The sequence below is a fragment of the Streptomyces sp. NPDC007896 genome, from assembly GCF_042959425.1.
In the GTDB taxonomy this organism is placed as follows: Bacteria; Actinomycetota; Actinomycetes; order Streptomycetales; family Streptomycetaceae; genus Streptomyces.
The window spans coordinates 340,750-357,763 of sequence record NZ_JBIBKX010000001.1; the positions used below are offsets into that span (position 1 = coordinate 340,750).

At 68.7% G+C, this 17,014-nt stretch carries 17 protein-coding genes and 3 pseudogenes; 13 read left to right on the forward strand and 7 right to left on the reverse strand.

Annotated features, from left to right (window positions below; all coding sequences use genetic code 11):
* Positions 1 to 24 precede the first annotated feature (24 nt).
* Entirely contained in the window at positions 25 to 1,170 is a 1,146-nt protein-coding gene (locus ACFZDJ_RS01540; protein ID WP_391055333.1) for an acyl-CoA dehydrogenase family protein, read from the forward strand.
* Complete coding sequence (locus tag ACFZDJ_RS01545) at positions 1,170 to 2,138, forward strand: acyl-CoA dehydrogenase family protein (RefSeq protein WP_391055335.1); 969 nt, start codon at positions 1,170 to 1,172, stop codon at positions 2,136 to 2,138. Before ACFZDJ_RS01540 ends, ACFZDJ_RS01545 begins: the two co-directional genes overlap by 1 nt.
* Here the strand turns inward: ACFZDJ_RS01545 and ACFZDJ_RS01550 are convergent.
* The 3 genes and pseudogenes from ACFZDJ_RS01550 to ACFZDJ_RS01560 all read right to left on the reverse strand — a co-directional run.
* Positions 2,113 to 3,774 carry a cytochrome b N-terminal domain-containing protein gene (locus ACFZDJ_RS01550; protein ID WP_391055338.1) on the reverse strand — a complete coding sequence of 554 codons (1,662 nt, stop codon included), beginning with the start codon at positions 3,772 to 3,774 and terminating at the stop codon, positions 2,113 to 2,115. The genes ACFZDJ_RS01545 and ACFZDJ_RS01550 overlap by 26 nt on opposite strands.
* Positions 3,775 to 4,055: 281 nt before the next feature.
* Positions 4,056 to 4,616, reverse strand: coding sequence for a HutD family protein (locus tag ACFZDJ_RS01555; RefSeq protein ID WP_390928208.1), 561 nt, complete (start codon positions 4,614 to 4,616; stop codon positions 4,056 to 4,058).
* A pseudogene (locus ACFZDJ_RS01560) lies at positions 4,613 to 5,086 on the reverse strand (VWA domain-containing protein); the annotation flags it as partial. The gene ACFZDJ_RS01555 and the pseudogene ACFZDJ_RS01560, both read right to left, overlap by 4 nt.
* A 45-nt stretch (positions 5,087 to 5,131) precedes the next feature.
* On the opposite strand from ACFZDJ_RS01560, the gene ACFZDJ_RS01565 reads away from it, so the two are divergent.
* The 7 genes from ACFZDJ_RS01565 (at position 5,132) to ACFZDJ_RS01595 (ending at position 11,394) form a co-directional block, all read left to right on the forward strand.
* On the forward strand, positions 5,132 to 6,613 hold the full coding sequence (locus ACFZDJ_RS01565; RefSeq protein WP_391055341.1) for a recombinase family protein: 1,482 nt from the start codon (positions 5,132 to 5,134) through the stop codon (positions 6,611 to 6,613).
* 225 nt (positions 6,614 to 6,838) lie between these two features.
* Positions 6,839 to 7,138: an excisionase family DNA-binding protein gene (locus tag ACFZDJ_RS01570; RefSeq protein WP_391055344.1), complete on the forward strand. Its 300-nt coding sequence runs from the start codon at positions 6,839 to 6,841 to the stop codon at positions 7,136 to 7,138.
* Positions 7,139 to 7,143: 5 nt separating this feature from the next.
* A complete protein-coding gene (locus ACFZDJ_RS01575; RefSeq protein ID WP_391055346.1) occupies positions 7,144 to 7,329 on the forward strand; it encodes a hypothetical protein in 186 nt (61 codons plus the stop codon).
* A 253-nt stretch (positions 7,330 to 7,582) separates the two neighbouring features.
* Positions 7,583 to 9,721 (forward strand): AAA family ATPase, encoded by a 2,139-nt coding sequence (locus tag ACFZDJ_RS01580; RefSeq protein ID WP_391055349.1) that lies wholly within the window; start codon positions 7,583 to 7,585, stop codon positions 9,719 to 9,721.
* Positions 9,718 to 10,113 carry a hypothetical protein gene (locus ACFZDJ_RS01585; RefSeq protein WP_391055352.1) on the forward strand — a complete coding sequence of 132 codons (396 nt, stop codon included), beginning with the start codon at positions 9,718 to 9,720 and terminating at the stop codon, positions 10,111 to 10,113. Before ACFZDJ_RS01580 ends, ACFZDJ_RS01585 begins: the two co-directional genes overlap by 4 nt.
* Positions 10,114 to 10,662: 549 nt before the next feature.
* Positions 10,663 to 11,145: a hypothetical protein gene (locus tag ACFZDJ_RS01590; protein WP_391055354.1), complete on the forward strand. Its 483-nt coding sequence runs from the start codon at positions 10,663 to 10,665 to the stop codon at positions 11,143 to 11,145.
* Positions 11,146 to 11,163: 18 nt separating this feature from the next.
* Entirely contained in the window at positions 11,164 to 11,394 is a 231-nt protein-coding gene (locus ACFZDJ_RS01595) for a hypothetical protein (protein ID WP_391055357.1), read from the forward strand.
* Between the two features lie 299 nt (positions 11,395 to 11,693).
* Here the strand turns inward: ACFZDJ_RS01595 and ACFZDJ_RS01600 are convergent, their stop codons facing one another.
* The gene (locus tag ACFZDJ_RS01600) at positions 11,694 to 11,972 is read right to left on the reverse strand and encodes a hypothetical protein (RefSeq protein WP_391055360.1); all 279 of its coding nucleotides are present in this window, start codon (positions 11,970 to 11,972) and stop codon (positions 11,694 to 11,696) included.
* A gap of 217 nt (positions 11,973 to 12,189) precedes the next feature.
* Positions 12,190 to 12,576: a DUF6415 family natural product biosynthesis protein gene (locus ACFZDJ_RS01605; RefSeq protein WP_391055362.1), complete on the reverse strand. Its 387-nt coding sequence runs from the start codon at positions 12,574 to 12,576 to the stop codon at positions 12,190 to 12,192.
* Positions 12,577 to 12,761: 185 nt separating this feature from the next.
* On the opposite strand from ACFZDJ_RS01605, the gene ACFZDJ_RS01610 reads away from it, so the two are divergent.
* The gene (locus ACFZDJ_RS01610; RefSeq protein ID WP_391055365.1) at positions 12,762 to 13,532 is read left to right on the forward strand and encodes a helix-turn-helix domain-containing protein; all 771 of its coding nucleotides are present in this window, start codon (positions 12,762 to 12,764) and stop codon (positions 13,530 to 13,532) included.
* A gap of 680 nt (positions 13,533 to 14,212) precedes the next feature.
* Here ACFZDJ_RS01610 and ACFZDJ_RS01615 read toward each other — a convergent pair.
* Positions 14,213 to 14,470: pseudogene (locus tag ACFZDJ_RS01615) on the reverse strand (VWA domain-containing protein); the annotation flags it as partial.
* A 156-nt stretch (positions 14,471 to 14,626) separates the two neighbouring features.
* Between ACFZDJ_RS01615 and ACFZDJ_RS01620 the strand changes: the two are divergent.
* Positions 14,627 to 15,583, forward strand: coding sequence for a rhomboid family intramembrane serine protease (locus ACFZDJ_RS01620; RefSeq protein WP_390928204.1), 957 nt, complete (start codon positions 14,627 to 14,629; stop codon positions 15,581 to 15,583).
* A 20-nt stretch (positions 15,584 to 15,603) separates the two neighbouring features.
* Positions 15,604 to 16,452: a chitosanase gene (locus ACFZDJ_RS01625; RefSeq protein ID WP_391055368.1), complete on the forward strand. Its 849-nt coding sequence runs from the start codon at positions 15,604 to 15,606 to the stop codon at positions 16,450 to 16,452.
* Positions 16,453 to 16,514: 62 nt separating this feature from the next.
* On the opposite strand, the gene ACFZDJ_RS01630 is transcribed toward ACFZDJ_RS01625, so the two are convergent.
* Entirely contained in the window at positions 16,515 to 16,643 is a 129-nt protein-coding gene (locus ACFZDJ_RS01630; protein WP_391056913.1) for a hypothetical protein, read from the reverse strand.
* 169 nt (positions 16,644 to 16,812) lie between these two features.
* Here ACFZDJ_RS01630 and ACFZDJ_RS01635 point away from each other — a divergent pair.
* A pseudogene (locus tag ACFZDJ_RS01635) lies at positions 16,813 to 16,989 on the forward strand (ABC transporter ATP-binding protein); the annotation flags it as partial.
* Positions 16,990 to 17,014: the final 25 nt, after the last annotated feature.

A 17,014-nucleotide genomic window follows, 5' to 3' on the forward strand; every position in this document is an offset into this window, starting at 1 on the left:
CACTTGTTAGGGAAGGTGCTGCCGATGGATCTGACCCTCTCCCCCGCCGACGAGGCCTTCCGCGCCGAGGCCCGGACCTGGCTCGCCGCCCATGTGCCACGGACGTCCCTCCCGTCCCTGGAGACCGAGGAGGGCTTCGCGGCGCACCGCGTGTGGGAGGCCGAACTCGCCGCGGACCGCTGGTCGGTGGTGTCCTGGCCGGAGGTGTACGGCGGCCGGGGCGCGGACATCGTGCGCTGGCTGGTGTTCGAGGAGGAGTACTACGCGGCGGGCGCGCCGGGCCGGGTCGGCCAGAACGGCATCAACCTCCTGGCGCCCACCCTCTTCGACCACGGCACGGAGGAACAGCGCGCCCGGATCCTGCCCTCCATGGCCACCGGGGAGGTCGTCTGGGCGCAGGCGTGGTCCGAGCCGGAGGCGGGGTCCGACCTGGCCTCACTCACCTCACGTGCGGTGCGTACGGACGGGGGCTGGCTGCTGAGCGGGCAGAAGACCTGGTCGTCGCGGGCCGCCTTCGCCGACCGCGCGTTCGGTCTCTTCCGCAGCGAGCCGGACACGCCGAGGCCTCATCGGGGCCTGACCTATCTGATGTTCGACCTGCGCGCGCCCGGGGTCACCGTGCGCCCCATCGGCCGCCTCGACGGCAGACCGGCCTTCGCCGAGGTCTTCCTCGACGAGGTCTTCGTCCCGGACGAGGACGTGATCGGCGAGCCGGGCGGGGGCTGGCGGGTCGCCATGTCGACGGCGGGCAACGAGCGAGGGCTGACGCTGCGTTCACCGGGCCGTTTCCTCGCCGCCGCGGACCGTCTGGTGGCCCTGTGGCGCGGCCGCGCCGACCTCTCGGACACGGCGCTGCGCGAGCGGGTGGCCGACGCGGTGATCGGCGCCCGCGCCTACCAGCTCTTCACCTACGCCCATGCCTCCCGCTTCCTCGACGGCGGGACCATGGGCCCGGAGTCCAGCCTGAACAAGGTCTTCTGGTCCGAGTACGACATCGCGCTGCACGAGACGGCCCTCGATCTCCTCGGCCCGGACGGCGAGTCGGCGGACACGGACTGGTCCGAGGGGTACGTCTTCTCGCTCGCCGGTCCGATCTACGCCGGCACCAACGAGATCCAGCGCGACATCATCGCCGAGCGCCTGCTCGGCCTCCCGAAGGGCCGCCGCTGATGCGCTTCCTCCTCGACGCCGAGCAGCGCGCGTTCGCCGACTCGCTGGACGCGATGCTGAGGGCCGCGGACACCCCGTCGGTCGTACGGGACTGGAGCCGCGGCGACCATGGCGGCGGCCGCGCGCTGTGGTCCCGTATCGCCAAGGCGGGCGTGTTCGCGCTCGCGGTGCCGGAGGCGTACGAGGGGATGGGCCCGCGTCCGGTGGAACTTGCCGTGGGCTTCATCGAGTTGGGCCGGCACGCGGTGCCCGGGCCGCTGGTGGAGACGGTCGCGGCGGCCGCCCTGCTGGCCGAGCTGGCGGACCCCCTTCCCGGCGGGCGGCTGCTCCCGTCGCTGGCCTCGGGCGAGATGTCGGCGACGCTGGCCCTCGACGGGGCGTACGCGCTGGACGGCGACGCGGCGACCACCCGCCTCGTCCTGTCCGCCGACGCACTGCGTCTGGCCCCCGGCCACGGCCCGGTACGCACCTCCCTGGACCCCGCCCGCCGCCTCACGCCCCTGTCACCAGGCGGTGAACTGCTCTCCGCCGCCCCTCCCGTCGCCCATGCCCTCGGCTGGGCCCGGCTCGCCACCGCCGCCCAGGCCCTCGGCGTCGGCCTCGCACTCCTCGACCGGACCGTCGCGTATGTCAGGCAGCGCACCCAGTTCGGCGTCCCCGTCGGCTCGTTCCAGGCGGTCAAGCATCGCCTCGCCGACGCGAAGATCGCGCTGGAGTTCGCGCGGCCGCTGCTGTTCGGCGCGGCTCTGACGATGGCGCCCGCCGACGTGGCCGCAGCCAAGGTCACGGCCTGCGAGGCCGCGTACGCCACCGCGCGCACGGCGCTCCAGCTGCACGGCGCGATCGGCTACACCGCGGAGTACGACCTGTCCCTGTGGCTGGCCAAGGCCCGTGCCCTGCGTACCGCGTGGGGCACCCCGGCCGAGTGCCGGGCCGAGGTGCTCAGTGGTGGTGATCGCCGCTGGTGAGTTCCCGGTACTCCTCCGGCGTCGGCTTCGGGATCTGGGTGTCGGGCCCGTACATGGCGCGGGCGAGCCGGGCGCGCAGCCTGCGGCCGGGGCCGACCCGGCGGGCGACGCCGTTCGCGTCCACGAGCGGTCCCACCTCGTACGGCGGGGGCTGCTCGTGCTGGGTGAGCGTGAACCGCTGCGCCGGTGAGAGCGGTTCATGCACCTCGACGTACTCGCCGTGCGGAAGCATCCGGATGATCCCGGACTCCCTTCCGTGCAGCACCTTGTCGCGGTCCCGTCGCTGGAGTCCCATGCAGATCCGGCGTGTGACGACGAAGGCGAGGGCCGGGGCGACGAAGAAGGAGACCCGTACGAACCAGGTGATGGCGTTGATGGAGAGGTGGAAGTGGGTGGCCCACAGGTCGTTGCCGCCGCCGACCAGCAGCACTCCGTACAGCGTCAGCCAGGCGACGCCGAGCCCGGTGCGGGTGGGGACGTTGCGCGGCCGGTCCAGGATGTGGTGTTCCCGTCTGTCCCCGGTGATCCACGCCTCGATGAACGGGTAGACGGCGATGGCGGTCATGATCAGCGGGAAGAGGGAGAAGGGGATGAACACGCCCAGTTGGAGGGTGTGGCCCCAGGCGTTGATCTCCCATCCCGGCATCACCCGGATGAGCCCCTCGGAGAAGCCGAGGTACCAGTCGGGCTGTGCGCCGGTCGTCACCAGGTCCGGCCGGTAGGGGCCGAAGGCCCAGACGGGGTTGATGGTCGCGATCGCCCCCATCAGCGACAGCACCCCGAAGACGAGGAAGAAGAACCCGCCCGCCTTGGCCATGTAGACCGGCATGAACGGCATCCCGACGACGGACTTCTGGTCGCGTCCGGGCCCCGGGTACTGCGTGTGCTTGTGGTAGAAGACCAGGATCAGATGGGCGACCACCAGGCCCAGCATGATGCCCGGCAGCAGGAGGACGTGGATCGGGAAGAAGCGCGGAATGATGTCGTGGCCCGGGAACTCGCCTCCGAAGAGGAAGAAGGAGAGGTACGTTCCCACGATCGGGACCGACAGGATCGCGCCCTGGGCGAAGCGGACGCCGGTGCCGGAGAGCAGGTCGTCGGGGAGCGAGTAGCCGGTCAGGCCGGTGATCAGGCCGAGCATCAACAGGGTCCAGCCGAACAGCCAGTTGACCTCGCGGGGCTTGCGGAACGCGCCGGTGAAGAAGACGCGCATCATGTGCACGAGCATGCCGGCGAGGAAGACGATCGCCGCCCAGTGGTGGATCTGCCGGACCAGGAGTCCGCCGCGGACCTCGAAGCTGATGTGGAGGGTGGACTCGTAGGCGCGGGTCATGAGGATGCCGTTGAGCGGCTCGTACGGGCCGTGGTAGACGACCTCGGAGGCGCTCGGCTCGAAGAAGAGCGTGAGGTAGACGCCGGTCAGGATCAGGATCAGGAAGCTGTAGAGGCAGACCTCGCCGAGCATGAAGGACCAGTGGTCCGGGAAGACCTTGCGCATGTTGGCCTTGGCCAGCGAGTAGAGGCCGAGCCGGCCGTCGGCCCAGTCCGCCAGCCGCTCGCCCCCCGGCGTCTCGCCCCGTCGCCCCGCACGTGAAGTCCCTTGCCCTCGCCCGGAGTTGATCTCTCCCGCGTCCATGGGCCACCCCCTCGGCCCACCAGGGTGGCACGACCCCACCCCGAAGCCAACGGCGCGTCACCCCCCACCTGTCCCTCGCCCCCGCGCGGGTTTCGTTCGCTGCGGGTGGGTGGGGGCTGGGCGCGCAGCTCCCCGCGCCCCTTGAGGGCGCCGGCGCGCATCTTTCAGCCCGTCCGGCGTTTGAGGACGAGGCCGTTCAGGCCGAAGCGGGGGGCTGGGGGCGGCAGCCCCCAGGGACGGGACGGGTAGGGGCGGCGGGGGCGAGGACCGGGTGGGGGGGCTCAGCCGCTCGGCGTGAGGGTGATCACGGCGGTGCGGGCGGTTGCGTGGAGTGTTGTCTTCTCGTTGGTCAGGAGCACGGCGTCGTAGCGCCCGAGAGTCACCCCGGCCACCTCCGCCGTGCCGTCGAGGGCGACGACAAGCACGGCCGGGCCCGCCGGGAGGGCGAGAGATCGGCGGGGGGCGGCGACCGTGACGGTGGGGGCCGCCGCGGCGCCCCGATGCCACATGACGTTGAGATTGACGACCGGGCCGCCGATCAGGCGGCAGTCGGTCGGCAGGTCACCGGGGAAGCGTTGTGGGACGAACCGCGTATCGACCCGGCGGTGTTCGCCGCCGACGGTCAGGTCCATCCCCTCCCCCTCGACCATGGTGAGGATCCGGTCCACGTCGGCGAACGCCGAGAACGGCCCGTCGCCGCCGACGTCGGCCAGGCTCACCCGCCACTCGAAGTCCCCCATGTCCGCGCCCTCGGGCCGGGCGACGATCTCGCGCGTCACCCCGCCACCGTTCTTCCAGGGCACCCCGACCCGCCCGGCGGCCGACAGGACACGCACGGTCACTGGACGATCCCCCGCTCGCGCGCGGCCGTCAGCCACTGGGGGAAGTCGCCCACGATCCGGTCGTAGAGCTCGGCGTCGGAGACCTTCCGGGGCTGCGAACCGGCGTGGAAGAAACCGGCGTTGTCGACGACCCGCTTCTGCGGCACCGGCAACTCGTCGAGTTTGCGCAGGAACTCGAACTGCTTGCTGTCCGGGTCACCGAACCCTATGAACTGCCAGAACAGCGGAAGCTTCGCCGCCTTGCACAAGTACCGTTCGGCGGCGAGCTTGTTGATGGGGCCGCCGTCGGTCTGGAAGACGACCAGGGCGGGGTCCTTGGAGCCGCTGTCGAGGTAGTGGTCGATGACCGCGTCCATGGCCAGGTGGTAACTGGTCTTCCCCATGTGGCCGAGCCCGGCCGCGATCTCCTCCACCCGGCCCTGGTGGTTGTCGAGCGCGATGTCCGTGACCGCGTCGATGTCCGTGGAGAAAGTTCTACGTATGGTGCCCCTGAGAGCACGCCACCAGGAGGGGCCATGACCACGACCGGCAGGGAGTACCTGCGAGTCTCCAAGGGCAAGGGACGCGTCGCCCGATCCATCACTGACCAGCACCGCGACAACATCGCGGCAGAGACCGAGCACGGGCCCTGGACGTGGGGTGAGGCGTACGCCGACACGGGATCGGCGTCTAAGTTCGCGCGCAAGACCCGGGATGACTTCGACCGGCTCATGGCCGACCTCACCTCCGGCGAGTTCGGTGAGCCAGGCACGGTGCTCGTGCTGTGGGAGATCTCCCGGCTCGCCCGTGAGACCGGTAAGGGCGTCGCCCTGGTCGACGCGGCCGAGGGGGGCGGTTACAAGATCCATGTGACCAGCCTGGACCGCACCTTCAACCCGAGCAACTACGGCGACCGTCACAGCCTGATCTCCGGCATCAACGACGCCGAGAAGGAGGCACGCCTCCTGTCTGTCCGTACGCTGCGCGGTGTGAACTCCGCACTGGACGACGGCCGACCGCACGGTAAGCGCCCGTACGGCTACGCCCGGGATTACGAATCGATCGATGGCCGTCCACGGCCCGTGAGGCAGTACCCGGACCCGGAGGAAGCGCCGCTAGTCCAGGAGCTGTTCCGGCGCGTCCTCGGCAGCCCTGAGAAGGCACCGGAGTCCATCCGGTCCGTGGCTATGGACTGGGAGAAGCGTGGGGTCATCAGCCGTCAGGGTGGCGTCCCGTTCTCACCGCAGAACCTGCGGCAGATGCTCATGCGTAAGGCGTACATCGGCGTGCGCGTGCACGGCGGCAGTGAGCGCCCCGGTAACTGGGAGCCGCTCATCGACCTGGAGACGTTCGAGGCCGTACAGCGGCTGCTCGCCGACCCGTCCAGGAAGACACACACGAGCAGGGCCGTGCGCCACGTGCTCACGGGCACCCTGCGGTGCGACGTCTGCGGCGGGCGCATGACGGCGCGCGCGGGTGGGAGCAGCCATCAGCGCAACCCCTCGTACACCTGCTACATGTACGCGCACCTGATGATCGATAAGGCAGCCACGGACGCGTTCCTGATCGGCACGGCCGAGCACCCCGGCGTGCTCCTGGCCTACCTGTCCCGGGAGGACGTGGCCGCAGGTCTGACAGGCACCGGCGATGACACCGAACTGAGCGACGTACGCGGCCAACTGAGCGACAAGCGGGGGCAGTTGAAGGCGTTCGAGGATGAGGACCCCGAGACCCCGGCAGAGGCCCGCCTGATCGGCCGGAGGATCACGGCCCTGGAGGCTGAGATCAGGGAGCTGGAGGAGCGGGAGCGGACGCTTACGCGCCCCAACCCACTCACCACCATGTTCGCGACCGGCCCCGGCGCGATCGAGAGGTGGCAGGCCACGGAGGTCACGGCGCAGCGCGCCATTGCGGCGCTCCTGCTGTCCCCGGACGCCCTCGGTCGGCCCCATGTCCGGCGCGTGGCCGACAGTGCGTCAGAGGCCGTACAGGACCGCATCAGGTGGGAGAAGGACTGACGTCCCCGAGCACGACGAGAGCCCCCGTTCGGCCTTCGGGTCGGCGGGGGCTTCTCTGTGTGCGCGGCAGGCAATCCGAGTCAAGCAACTGCAAAAGACGCAGGTCAGAGGCCTGCAAATAATTTGGAAATGCCTTGGTAGACATGTAGCCTGATCATGTCGTCAGGAGAGGACGGCCACGCCGACGGTGCGTCGGTGTGCGTGCACGTCTCTCCTGGAGGACCCGTGACCACCCCGTCCGGCGCCGCCGTTCCCTCGGACCTGATCGGACCGAAGCGCGCGGGTGAACTGCTCGGTGTCAGCTACGGCACCGTCTACTCCATGATCGCCCGTGGCGAGCTGATCGCCTACCGGGTGACTAACGGCATCGCCCGACTGTCCGAAGCGGAAGTGCGCGCACACGTGCGCATCGGCCCCCAAAGCGTGGATGCCGTCATCGATCGGATTGTCGCTGCGGCCCCCGAGCCGACCCCTGAACAAAGGGAAAAGCTGGACCGGTGGCTGGCGCCGCTCACGGCGGTATGAGTTCCATGTCCAGCGACTTCGAAAACCCCGCAGTCCGGCGCGACCTGGCCGGTCTGAATTGGGATGCCATCTGTGGTGTGCAGGACGACGACACCGAGGAGATCTCCGAGGAGATGGCCACAGAAGAACTGCCCCCGGTTTCAGGTCCCGGGGGCAGCGATGAAAGGCATGGCCAGCATGGCATGACGTAACACCTAGGACCGACTGAGGAGAGGAGCCACCGCTACGGCGGTGGTCTGACTGACGGGCCTAAGACAAAAGCAAACCGCCCCGGAGAGGAGTTCCGGGGCGGTCGACAGAACCAGGTCAAGGATGACACAGAACATTGTCCCGCCTAACTCTCCGGCGGGACCGTACGCGATAGGCGTACCTGCCTATCTGGCACAGGGGTGGGATGGAGTCATCCCCCTTCGTCCCGACGGGAAGATCCCGTACCTGAAAGACGTGACAGGACGGGACGGGCGTCAGGCGACGGCCGAGGACTCTCTCCGTATCGCGGATCGTCTGCCGTACTGCACGGGAAATCTCGGCCTCCGTCTCCCTAAGGGCATCATCGGAATCGACGTCGACGAGTACGACGAGAAGCACGGCTACAGCACCACGATCCTGGAGTTGACCGAGAAGCTTGGGCCGCTTCCCTTCGGTCCCTACTCGACTTCCCGGGGGCCTGGCGTAAGCGGCATCTGGCTCTTCCACCTTCCTGGCGAATACCGGGAACTGAAGGATGTCGCCGGACCTGATGTCGAGGTCATCCAGTGGCACCACCGGTACACCCAGACCTGGCCGTCGGTGCATCCCCGGACAGGCGGCATCTACCGGTGGCACGCGGCCGACGGGACACCCTTGGAACGGCCACCCCGCCCCGAGGAGTTGCCGACCCTCCCCCAGGCATGGGCCGACTACCTGACAAAGCAGGAGCGCGTCTCGCGGCCGAGCGCGCTTCCGGTGGACCCGCGTACTGGTGAGGTCCTGGAGGGCTTCCAGGGGACGCCTGAGGGGCTCCGTCGGCGCTTTGAGCAACGGCTCCAGGAGATCCGGGATGAGCCGACAAACGGACGCGGCGAACAGTGGATCAACAACATCGCCATGGAGTTCGGCCACTACGTCCCCCACCAGCTCCACGAACACGACGTTGTACGCGGCATCACGGAGGCCGTGGACCCGTGGACTACGTGGCCGGACGGCGGACGGGCCAAGGTACTCAGGGGCATCGACACGGGGCTGCCGGACGGCATGGCCGAACCGGAGGTGTGGACGGACCCGCGTACGCCCTCGGCGGACGGCGAGGGTTCTGCCACCCTGCGCCGGTTGAAGCTGACGCCCGCCTCGCAGATCGAGCCGGAGCCTGTCATCTGGGCATGGGAACCAGAGTCCGGCCAGGGACGCATTCCTGCGGGGGCCCTCACCCTGGCCGCAGGCAGGGAGGGCACGGGTAAGTCGTCGTTCGGCATCTGGCTGGCCGCCCAGCTCTCCCGTGGCACGCTGCCGGGGACCTTCTACGGGCAGCCGAGGAACGTGCTGTACGCGGCCGTTGAGGACTCCTGGTCCCGCACTCTCGTTCCCCGCCTCATGGCGGCCGGAGCAGACCTCACGCGGGTGTTCCGCGTCGACATCGAGGTGATCGAGGACACCGTGCAGGAGGCGATGATCTGCCTGCCCATGGACGTGTCGCTCATCGAGCAAGCCATCAAGGAGCACGACGTGGCCGCGCTCATCGTGGACCCGCTCATGTCCACGCTCGGCAGGACGACGGACGCCCACCGAACACAGGACGTCCGGCAGGCACTTGAACCCCTCGTACGCATGGCGGGGCGCACCAGGGCGCTCACGCTGGGCATCGCCCACTTCAACAAAACGTCCGGAAACGATGCAGCGCAACTCATCTCCGGGTCTGGCGCATTCAAGGATCTGGCCCGCTCGGTCCTGGTGTTCGCCCGTAACCGGGAGACCGAAGAACAGGTCATGAGCCAGGTGAAGAACAGCCTCGGTCGGCTGGACCTCCCGCACATCGGATACGTCATCGAGGGCGTGGACGTGGAGACGCCCTCGGGCACGGCCAACGTCGGGCGCCTCGCCTTCACCGGACCCGTGGAAATGGGCGTGGAAGACATGCTGTCCGCGCCCATCGACGCGGAGGAGGCCGGAGAGCGAGCAGAGGCCACCGCGTGGCTACTCGGCTATCTGACCGAACAGGGGGGAGAGGCCGCACGGATGGACGTCGTGAAGGCCGGAAAAGCACAGGGATTCTCTGAGACCACAATCCGCCGGGCGCGCCAAAAAGGCCGGGTGACGTTTACGGAGCGTAGCGGCTTCGGGGGCGGAACAGTGTGGCGACACCCCGAAAACAGCCAGTCGGGTCACAGTCGGGTCAGTCAGGTCACGTCACAGAGTCCTGGCCCGACTGACCTGACTGTGGAATCCGTGACCCGACTGGAAGAACCGCAGTCACAGAACGTGACTGTCCCTCAGGGCCAGGAAATGGGGCCGTGCACCCGATGCAAGACCACCCCCACCCGTCGATATGGAGCGGGTGCTAACCCGCTCTGCGAGAACTGCCGCAACGCGGCCGAGGAGAGCCAGTGAGTACCTATCTGAACAACGCCCTCGATGGCTACGCCCGGCCCGACAAGGAGACGTACCGCGTACGCGCAGGGGCATTTCTGCTCACGCTCGAAGGCGTGCGCCACGTGGTTCGGTTCAAGCAGGACGCAGGCTTCCCTGAGGAGTTCACCGAAGACACGCGGGACGACGTTCGCATCACGCACTTCGGTTGCGTGCGGTCGCTGGTCTACGACGCCTTCGCATTCCTTGCGGCGACCCAGGGTGAGACGGACCGTGACCGCCACAACAGGCTGGAAGAACTGGCCTACGAAGTTCTCCTCCACGCCAACACGGAGAACGACACGGCCATGCTCGAAGCGGCCGATGAGATGGCCTCACTGACTCCGTACTGGGTCAAGGTCTCCGCCGCATAACGCATGCAGCCACCCCCGGGGGTGCAGCCCCGGGGGTGGCCACGAATCCTCTCCTCAACGCCAATCAAGAAGGGATGGGGATCGTATGTCGCCTTACCGTGAGACCGCTACGTGCGCCGCTACGCGGCCACGCATGGAAGAACACCCGTGCCGACTGGAGGCAGGCCATCCAGGACCGCACCGAGACCGGATAGGCCGCCGCTGGCGGAACTGGGAGAAGCGGGCACCGCGTACGCGGTACGTGCGCCCTGGCGAGTCGTACACCCCGCCACCGGCGGGCCGGTATCTGCCTCCGCACATGAGGGAGACGGCGCCTATGCCGTCGGAGGACTTCACGACCGTCGCCTAGACCGAGGTCGCCTAGGCCTCGGTCTCCATCGAGATGAAGTCGGCCACGACCTAGCCCCCGGGGGACACCGTCTCCTCGGGGTTGGTACAAAGCCCGCTACAGTCACCGGTACGAGCGGATCACCCGGCCCCGTTCGAAGGAAAGTCCGGAGCGGAACCCGTCCCTTCCCCGAGGGGTGGCGGCCTAGAAAGGGGAGCCCGATGAGCGACTACTCGATGGGCTACTACGGCGGTAACGATGACTATGCCGCCATGTACGAAGAGCAGGACCCGTACGAAGAGCAGCCCCCGCAGCGCCAGCGTGGCGGGCAAGGGCTGCGGAACTACGCGCAGGGTGTCGCCAAGGAAAACGCGGACCTTAAGCGCAGGCTGCAAGAGCAGGAGGATGCGATCCGGGATCTGATGGCCAATGGCCAACAGCCCGCCGGAGGCGCACCTCAGACAACTGGATCGCAGCCCGGCGGATCTCAGATGCTGGCCCGGCCGTTTGCCAGCGACGCGGAACAGATGCAGTACCAGCACTTGCTTTCTCAAGGCGCCATGCCCGCCGCCCCGATGGGGTCTCAGGCGGAACAGGTCGCTCGAATCCAGAACGCGCAGAGCCCTCAGGAACTGATGGACTACCTCCGGTCGCAGGGCAACACACAGGGAATGCAGTCCTACAACGGCCAGGGCTGGCAGTAGCCCGCCAGGAGGAACACCATGGACCGAGCCGTACCGGGGACCGATCTCTCCGTAGATGTTGGCCGTGAGGGTGAGCGACAGCCGATGAAGTCGCTCAAGGGTGGGTGTGCTGCGCCGAACGTGCAGCGGCCGTGGGGTGACGCCAATACTGGCTCCCCGGCCCGGGACCGGTCTAACGACACCTGGGAGGACTCTGCATCCTCCGGCTACCTCGGCAACGCCAACTCGTCGTACAGCGGCACCCCCTGAGACTGTGCAGCTCCCTGTGCAGTCTGCATTCAGTCCCTCGTACCGGATAGACCATGGCTTCCGGGGGGCTGGATAAAGCCTGACAGGTGCAGAAGAGAAGCCCCCCGCCAGTTCGACTCGGGGGGCTTCTTCTTGCCCTTGAATTCACCCCTCTGGGATCAGCCGGCTCGTGAATAGGGCCTTTATGCCTTCAAGTGGGCTGCTTTTGCATTCAGACAGTGCAATTGCGGGTGATATTCAGGCGCTGCGCGCGGTTGGGAGACGACTGCCTGTACACCCCTCTGCGCACGTTCGTCGCGTCAGAACCACTCGTCCCACACAGCGAAGAGCAGGGCCAACGCGGCTATGCCTCCGACCTTCCAGGCGATCCAGAACAGGCAGCCCTGGCCCGTGTCTGTCGGACCCGGCGGCGTGCCCGCCAGCTTGGCCTGGCGGGACAACTCGGAGTGCTTGGCCGCAGCCATGACGCCGATGACGGCGCACACGCAGAGCAAGGCGAACGACTCGTGCGAGTACTGGTCCCACGCGGCCTTGAACGCGGCCAGCACGGCAACCGCCATCACGATCCCGATCCCCATGGACGGCCTTCCACTCCCTGGTTTCTTCCGCGCGCAGCGCGGATGCGAGCCAGGATCCTAAGCGGTGCCGGGTTCGGCACCACCAGGTGGGCATGCGCGCGGTGCGCCCACACGGTCCAGCCGGGACCGGAGTTGCCGAGTTCGTGAGCGACGGCCACCGCGTCGCCGGGGTCGGCGATCGGTTCATCGCAGGCTCGACACACGTGCTCGGTCACGGTCACGAGCTCACCCCGCCCAGGGTCTCCCAGTGGTCGCACAAGGCGTTCAGGGAGCGCGCGAGGCGCCGGGCGTAGACCAGCTCGCTCGGTGCGGGCTGCGGCCCCGTCTTGAGCCTTCCTCGTGCTTCGCCGACGCAGGCGAGTGCGCAGTACCGGGGGATGCTGTCCCTGTGGAGCCGGACCGCCATCCGCTCGACTTCGGGGGCGAGCAGCTCCATGTGCCCGCGCAGGGTGGCCGTGAGGGTGGCTACCTCGTCGGCGGAGGGCGGCAGTACGCCCGGTACGGAGTCTGGGTCGAGCAGGCGGCCCACGGTCGCCCGCATCGTCTCGATGTCGGGTGGGGCCTGCTCTGTGGCAGTCGCCGGATGGGTGGTAGTTGTAGGCACGTTGCAGCTCCTCGTAGCTGTGGCCGCGCCCCGGGAGGTCTCACCACCTCGCCGGGGTCTTTCGTCACAGCTCACGGTGTCCGCACCGTATGTAACCGCGCGATGACGGACAGGGCGTCGGAGGGGCGACACAGGGGGCGTCATTTCGGTGTCAATGACGCCCTTACAGGGCTACCGTGATCTCTATGACGACACCGAACAGCACCCTTCGGGCAGTCCGTAAGGGACTGCTCCTGTCTCAGGACGAATTCGCCCGTGCGCTCCGTGAGGCTGGCCAGCGCGTAGGCGAGCCCAACGACGCGTCAAAGCGCCTCGTGCAGCGCTGGGAGAGCGGCGGCATCGCCGCTCCCCGCCAGGCCTACGCGCGGGCCCTGGAGATCGTGACAGGCGTACCCATCGAGGCCTTGGGGTTCTCTGCCCCGGTGCCCCTGGCCCGCGTTGCCGACGACGGACACGGCGGCCATGACCTCCAGGACAGCCCCACCGGCGTACCCGTGGCCAGCGGGTCGCCGACCCCTCAGGCAGCGCCACGGGGCAACTACTCCGGTATCTGGCTGTCCACGTACGAGTTCGTCTCGTCCGGCAGGGACAACCGGGTGTTCACCGGAAAGCACTACGTGGTGCTGCTCCAGCACGGCAACCGTCTCACTGGGCGCAGCCTGCCGAACGCGTCCCTGAACGCGAACAGTCCCCTGACTCTGGATCTCCAGTTGGACGGGAGCACCGTCACGGGTACCTGGACCGAGCAGACGGCGCAGGACGGCTACTACCGGGGCGCCCGCTACTTCGGGGCCATACAGATGCTGGTCGAGCCGACCGGCCGCCGGATGGCGGGCAAGTGGGTCGGGTTCGGTAAGGAGTTCGACGTCAACACCGGCCCGTGGGAGTTGCGTCTCATGGACGCCGACACGGGTAAGGCCACGCTGGACAGCTACAACCGGCCGCCGGAGGCGTGAGCCTGAGGAGTCTGGGAGACATGCTGGGGTGGGCTCTAGCCCATCCCAGCAGCCCCCGTTTAATACCCCCGGGTCAAGGACTGGCAAAGAGCCCGCTGACCAGCAGCGATGCCCACTGTGCTCCGGGTGAGGCGTTCGCTCTGGCTTTGCTCCAGCTCCGCCGCAGGCCTGGCCAGCCCGCTGGCCTGCGAGTTCGTCTAGATGTACGGACTGTGCTGCGTTGCTCAGCAATGAACGCAAAGCAGGGCAACGGGCAGGCCATGCGACAGTCACGGCCAAGCAATGCAGGCACACATGTGCCATGCATGGATGGCCTATGAAACTGGGCAGCTACGGCGTCGGTTGCCTGCCTCGCATCCCGGAGCTGCTCACCTCCGGGACGGCCACCAGACTCTCGCCGTAGACCTCCCCCTCCGTGGAGGTCATCTCCGAGTTGGCGTGCCTCTGTGGCCCCCGTCGGCAGCCTCCGGCGCCATGCCATGCCGTCCGGCTACGCGGCCCCCTCGGGGCACGTCAGGGCCCTGTGACAGGGGGCCGGATCCAGCTACGGGGCGTGACATCAGCGGTGCCGTCCCACCCCTCCGCCGATCATGGTCCGATTCGCTTCAGTGAATCGCTCTGACCTGCGGGTTCCTTGATCACATGCTGGTCACTCTCCGTCGTACCAACTGTGGAGAGTTGTCCGTGGAGAAGAAGACGACAGGGACGGTGCCGTCGTCGTCGAGGTGCGCCGACAGGCCGAGCACCCGGTCCGCCAGCGCCTGCACACTGCCGTCCTTGTAGTACGGCTTCATCGACCCGGAGTAGTCGACGACCAGGTACACCGCGGCCCGCTGTCCGCTCAGCCCGTGCTTGGTGAGGGAGACACCGGCGCTCTTGTACAGGCTGACCAGCGCGGGTGCGGTCTCCTCCACCTTGGTGAGGCTGATTCCGGCCATGCGGGGCTCCCATCGCGCGAGGGTTGCGGAAACGCCGAGATTACGGCACCGCCGACCCCTGCCGTCCCCCTCTCACATGGGCATTCGCTATTTTGTTCGCCGCCGACCCCACCGGCTCATCGTCCCCCTGATCTCCGTACCCGCGAGGAGCCGGTCGTGGAATCCGAATCCACTGAATCCACTGAATCCGCCGAGTCCACCGAATCCGCCGTCACCACCTGCTACCGCCATCCCAAGGTGGAGTCCCATGTGCGCTGCACACGGTGCGACCGCTACATCTGCCCGGACTGCATGCGCGAGGCGGCCGTCGGTCACCAGTGCGTGGAGTGCGTGAAGGAGGGCGCCAGGACGATCCGGCAGGCCCGCACGGCGTTCGGCGGCCGTATCTCGACCGTGCCCGTGGTGACGTACGTCCTGATCGCGCTCAACGTGCTGGCCTATGTGGGCGAGGTGGTGCGCCCGGCGATCGTGGACCGGTTCGAGATGCTGGGCGCGGCGCTGACGGGGCCCGACGGCGGGCACTACGTCTGGCAGGCCCAGTACCCCTACGACTTCCACCCGGAGGGCGTGGTCGACGGGGAGTGGTACCGGATGCTGACCGGCGCGTTCCTCCATCTGCCGCCCACCGAGGGAACGTTCGGGATTCTGCACATCGTGATGAACATGGTCTCGCTGTGGAACCTGGGCCGGGTGGTGGAGGCCCAGCTCGGCCGGATCCGCTTCGTCACGCTCTATCTGCTCTCGGCGCTCGGCGGCTCGGTCCTCGTGCTGGTGATCGCGCCGTACACGCCCACGCTCGGTGCGTCGGGTGCCATCTTCGGGCTGGGGGCCGCGTACTACGTCATGGCCCGCCGGCTGGGCGCCGACATGAGCGCCGTCAACCGCTTCATGGCGGGCCTGCTGCTGTGGCTGCTCATCTCGGCGGGACTCACCTCCTGGCAGGGCCACCTGGGCGGACTGCTGGCGGGCGGCGTGGTCACGCTCGCCTACGCGTACGCGCCCCGGGACCGCCGCCGGGCTCTGGTCCAAGCGGCCGCGTGCGCCGCGCTGTTGGCACTGCTGGTGATCACGGCCGTCGGAAAGGTGTCCGAGCTGACGAGCGGAGCGGCCTGAGCGCTCCCTAGGCTGAACCCATGAAACGTGCTCGGCTCCTCCTGCTCGCGGTGCTCCCCGCGGTCGCGGCGGCGGTCTACTTCCTCGCCCCGGGACTCACGGACGCGAGCGGGGCGGCCGGGCACGCGCAGGCACGCCAGGACGCCGAGCGACCGGCGGGCGCGGGCCTCGCCGCCCCGGACAAGAAGGAGCTGGCGCAGAAGCTCGTGGCGAGCGCGGAGAACTCCACGCTCGACTGGCGCAGCGCGTACGCCTACATCGAGGACATCGGCGACGGCCAGGGCTACACGGCGGGCCTCATCGGCTTCTGCACCGGCACCCACGATCTGCTCGTCCTGGTCGAGGGCTACACGAAGGACCACCCGGGCAACGGCCTCGCCCGCTACCTCCCCGCCCTGCGCGAGGTCGACGGGACGGACTCGCACAAGGGTCTCGACCCGGGCTTCGCGGCGGCCTGGCGCAAGGAGGCCTCGGTGGCCGCCTTCCGCAGGGCGCAGGACGCCGAGCGGGACCGCGTCTACTTCGACCCCGCGGTGCGCCGCGCCAAACTCGACGGCCTCGGCACGCTGGGCCAGTTCATCTACTACGACGCCATGGTCATGCACGGGCCCGGCACCGGCGCGGGCGGCTTCTACGACCTGCGCACCCGTGCCATGGCCCAGGCCGACACCCCCGCCGAGGGCGGTTCCGAGAAGGCCTACCTCGACATCTTCCTCGACGTCCGTCGCGCGGCGATGAAGTCCGAGAGCGCCCACCGCGACACGACCCGCATCGACACGGCCCAGCGGATGTTCCTGTATGACGGGAACCTGGACCTGCGCACGCCGCTGGAGTGGAAGGTGTACGGGGAGACGTACAAGGTGCCGTAGCCCCTCGCCCCGATGCCGGGGCCCCTCCGCCGAGGTGCCTGCGCCCGGTCGGTCAGGCTCCGTCAGTGCTCGACGACCTCGCCGTCGCTCAGTTCCAGTACGCGGTCCGCCGGGCCCAGGAGTTGGGGGTCGTGCGTGGCGACCAGAGCCGTGACGCCCTCGCTGGCGACCACCGCCCGCAGCAGTTCCATCACCGCCAGGCCGGTCTGCGCGTCCAGCCGTCCAGCCGTCCGGTCGGCTCGTCGGCGAGCAGCGGGGCCACGCGCTCCTCGCGTTCGCGGGGGTCGGCTCTGCGCAGCCGCCCGGCCGGCCCGGCAGACGGACGCCCGCCGCCCCCGGCGCCGACTTCTGCTGGTCGACGCGGAGGGCCACGAGTCCCTGGTGGCACGGGAGTTCGCGACGCTGGACCGGGCCGGCCGGCTCCAGCCGCCCGCCGAGTACACCGCGGCCCTCGGCATGGAGGACCGGGTGATGCTGGAACTGGATCGGGACCACATCGGGGTGTGGCCGGACGACACCGGGCGCCCGGCCGGCTGAGACCGCCACCACGACGCCCCACCGC

What these genes read in the sequence shown, in the direction of transcription:
- ACFZDJ_RS01540 (WP_391055333.1), top strand. Translation starts at nt 25, where the DNA reads ATGGATCTGACCCTCTCCCCCGCCGACGAGGCCTTCCGCGCCGAGGCC.
- ACFZDJ_RS01545 (WP_391055335.1), top strand. Translation starts at nt 1,170, where the DNA reads ATGCGCTTCCTCCTCGACGCCGAGCAGCGCGCGTTCGCCGACTCGCTG.
- ACFZDJ_RS01550 (WP_391055338.1), bottom strand. Translation starts at nt 3,774, where the DNA reads ATGGACGCGGGAGAGATCAACTCCGGGCGAGGGCAAGGGACTTCACGT.
- ACFZDJ_RS01565 (WP_391055341.1), top strand. Translation starts at nt 5,132, where the DNA reads ATGACCACGACCGGCAGGGAGTACCTGCGAGTCTCCAAGGGCAAGGGA.
- ACFZDJ_RS01575 (WP_391055346.1), top strand. Translation starts at nt 7,144, where the DNA reads ATGTCCAGCGACTTCGAAAACCCCGCAGTCCGGCGCGACCTGGCCGGT.
- ACFZDJ_RS01590 (WP_391055354.1), top strand. Translation starts at nt 10,663, where the DNA reads ATGAGCGACTACTCGATGGGCTACTACGGCGGTAACGATGACTATGCC.
- ACFZDJ_RS01595 (WP_391055357.1), top strand. Translation starts at nt 11,164, where the DNA reads ATGGACCGAGCCGTACCGGGGACCGATCTCTCCGTAGATGTTGGCCGT.
- ACFZDJ_RS01600 (WP_391055360.1), bottom strand. Translation starts at nt 11,972, where the DNA reads ATGGGGATCGGGATCGTGATGGCGGTTGCCGTGCTGGCCGCGTTCAAG.
- ACFZDJ_RS01610 (WP_391055365.1), top strand. Translation starts at nt 12,762, where the DNA reads ATGACGACACCGAACAGCACCCTTCGGGCAGTCCGTAAGGGACTGCTC.
- ACFZDJ_RS01625 (WP_391055368.1), top strand. Translation starts at nt 15,604, where the DNA reads ATGAAACGTGCTCGGCTCCTCCTGCTCGCGGTGCTCCCCGCGGTCGCG.
- ACFZDJ_RS01630 (WP_391056913.1), bottom strand. Translation starts at nt 16,643, where the DNA reads ATGGAACTGCTGCGGGCGGTGGTCGCCAGCGAGGGCGTCACGGCTCTG.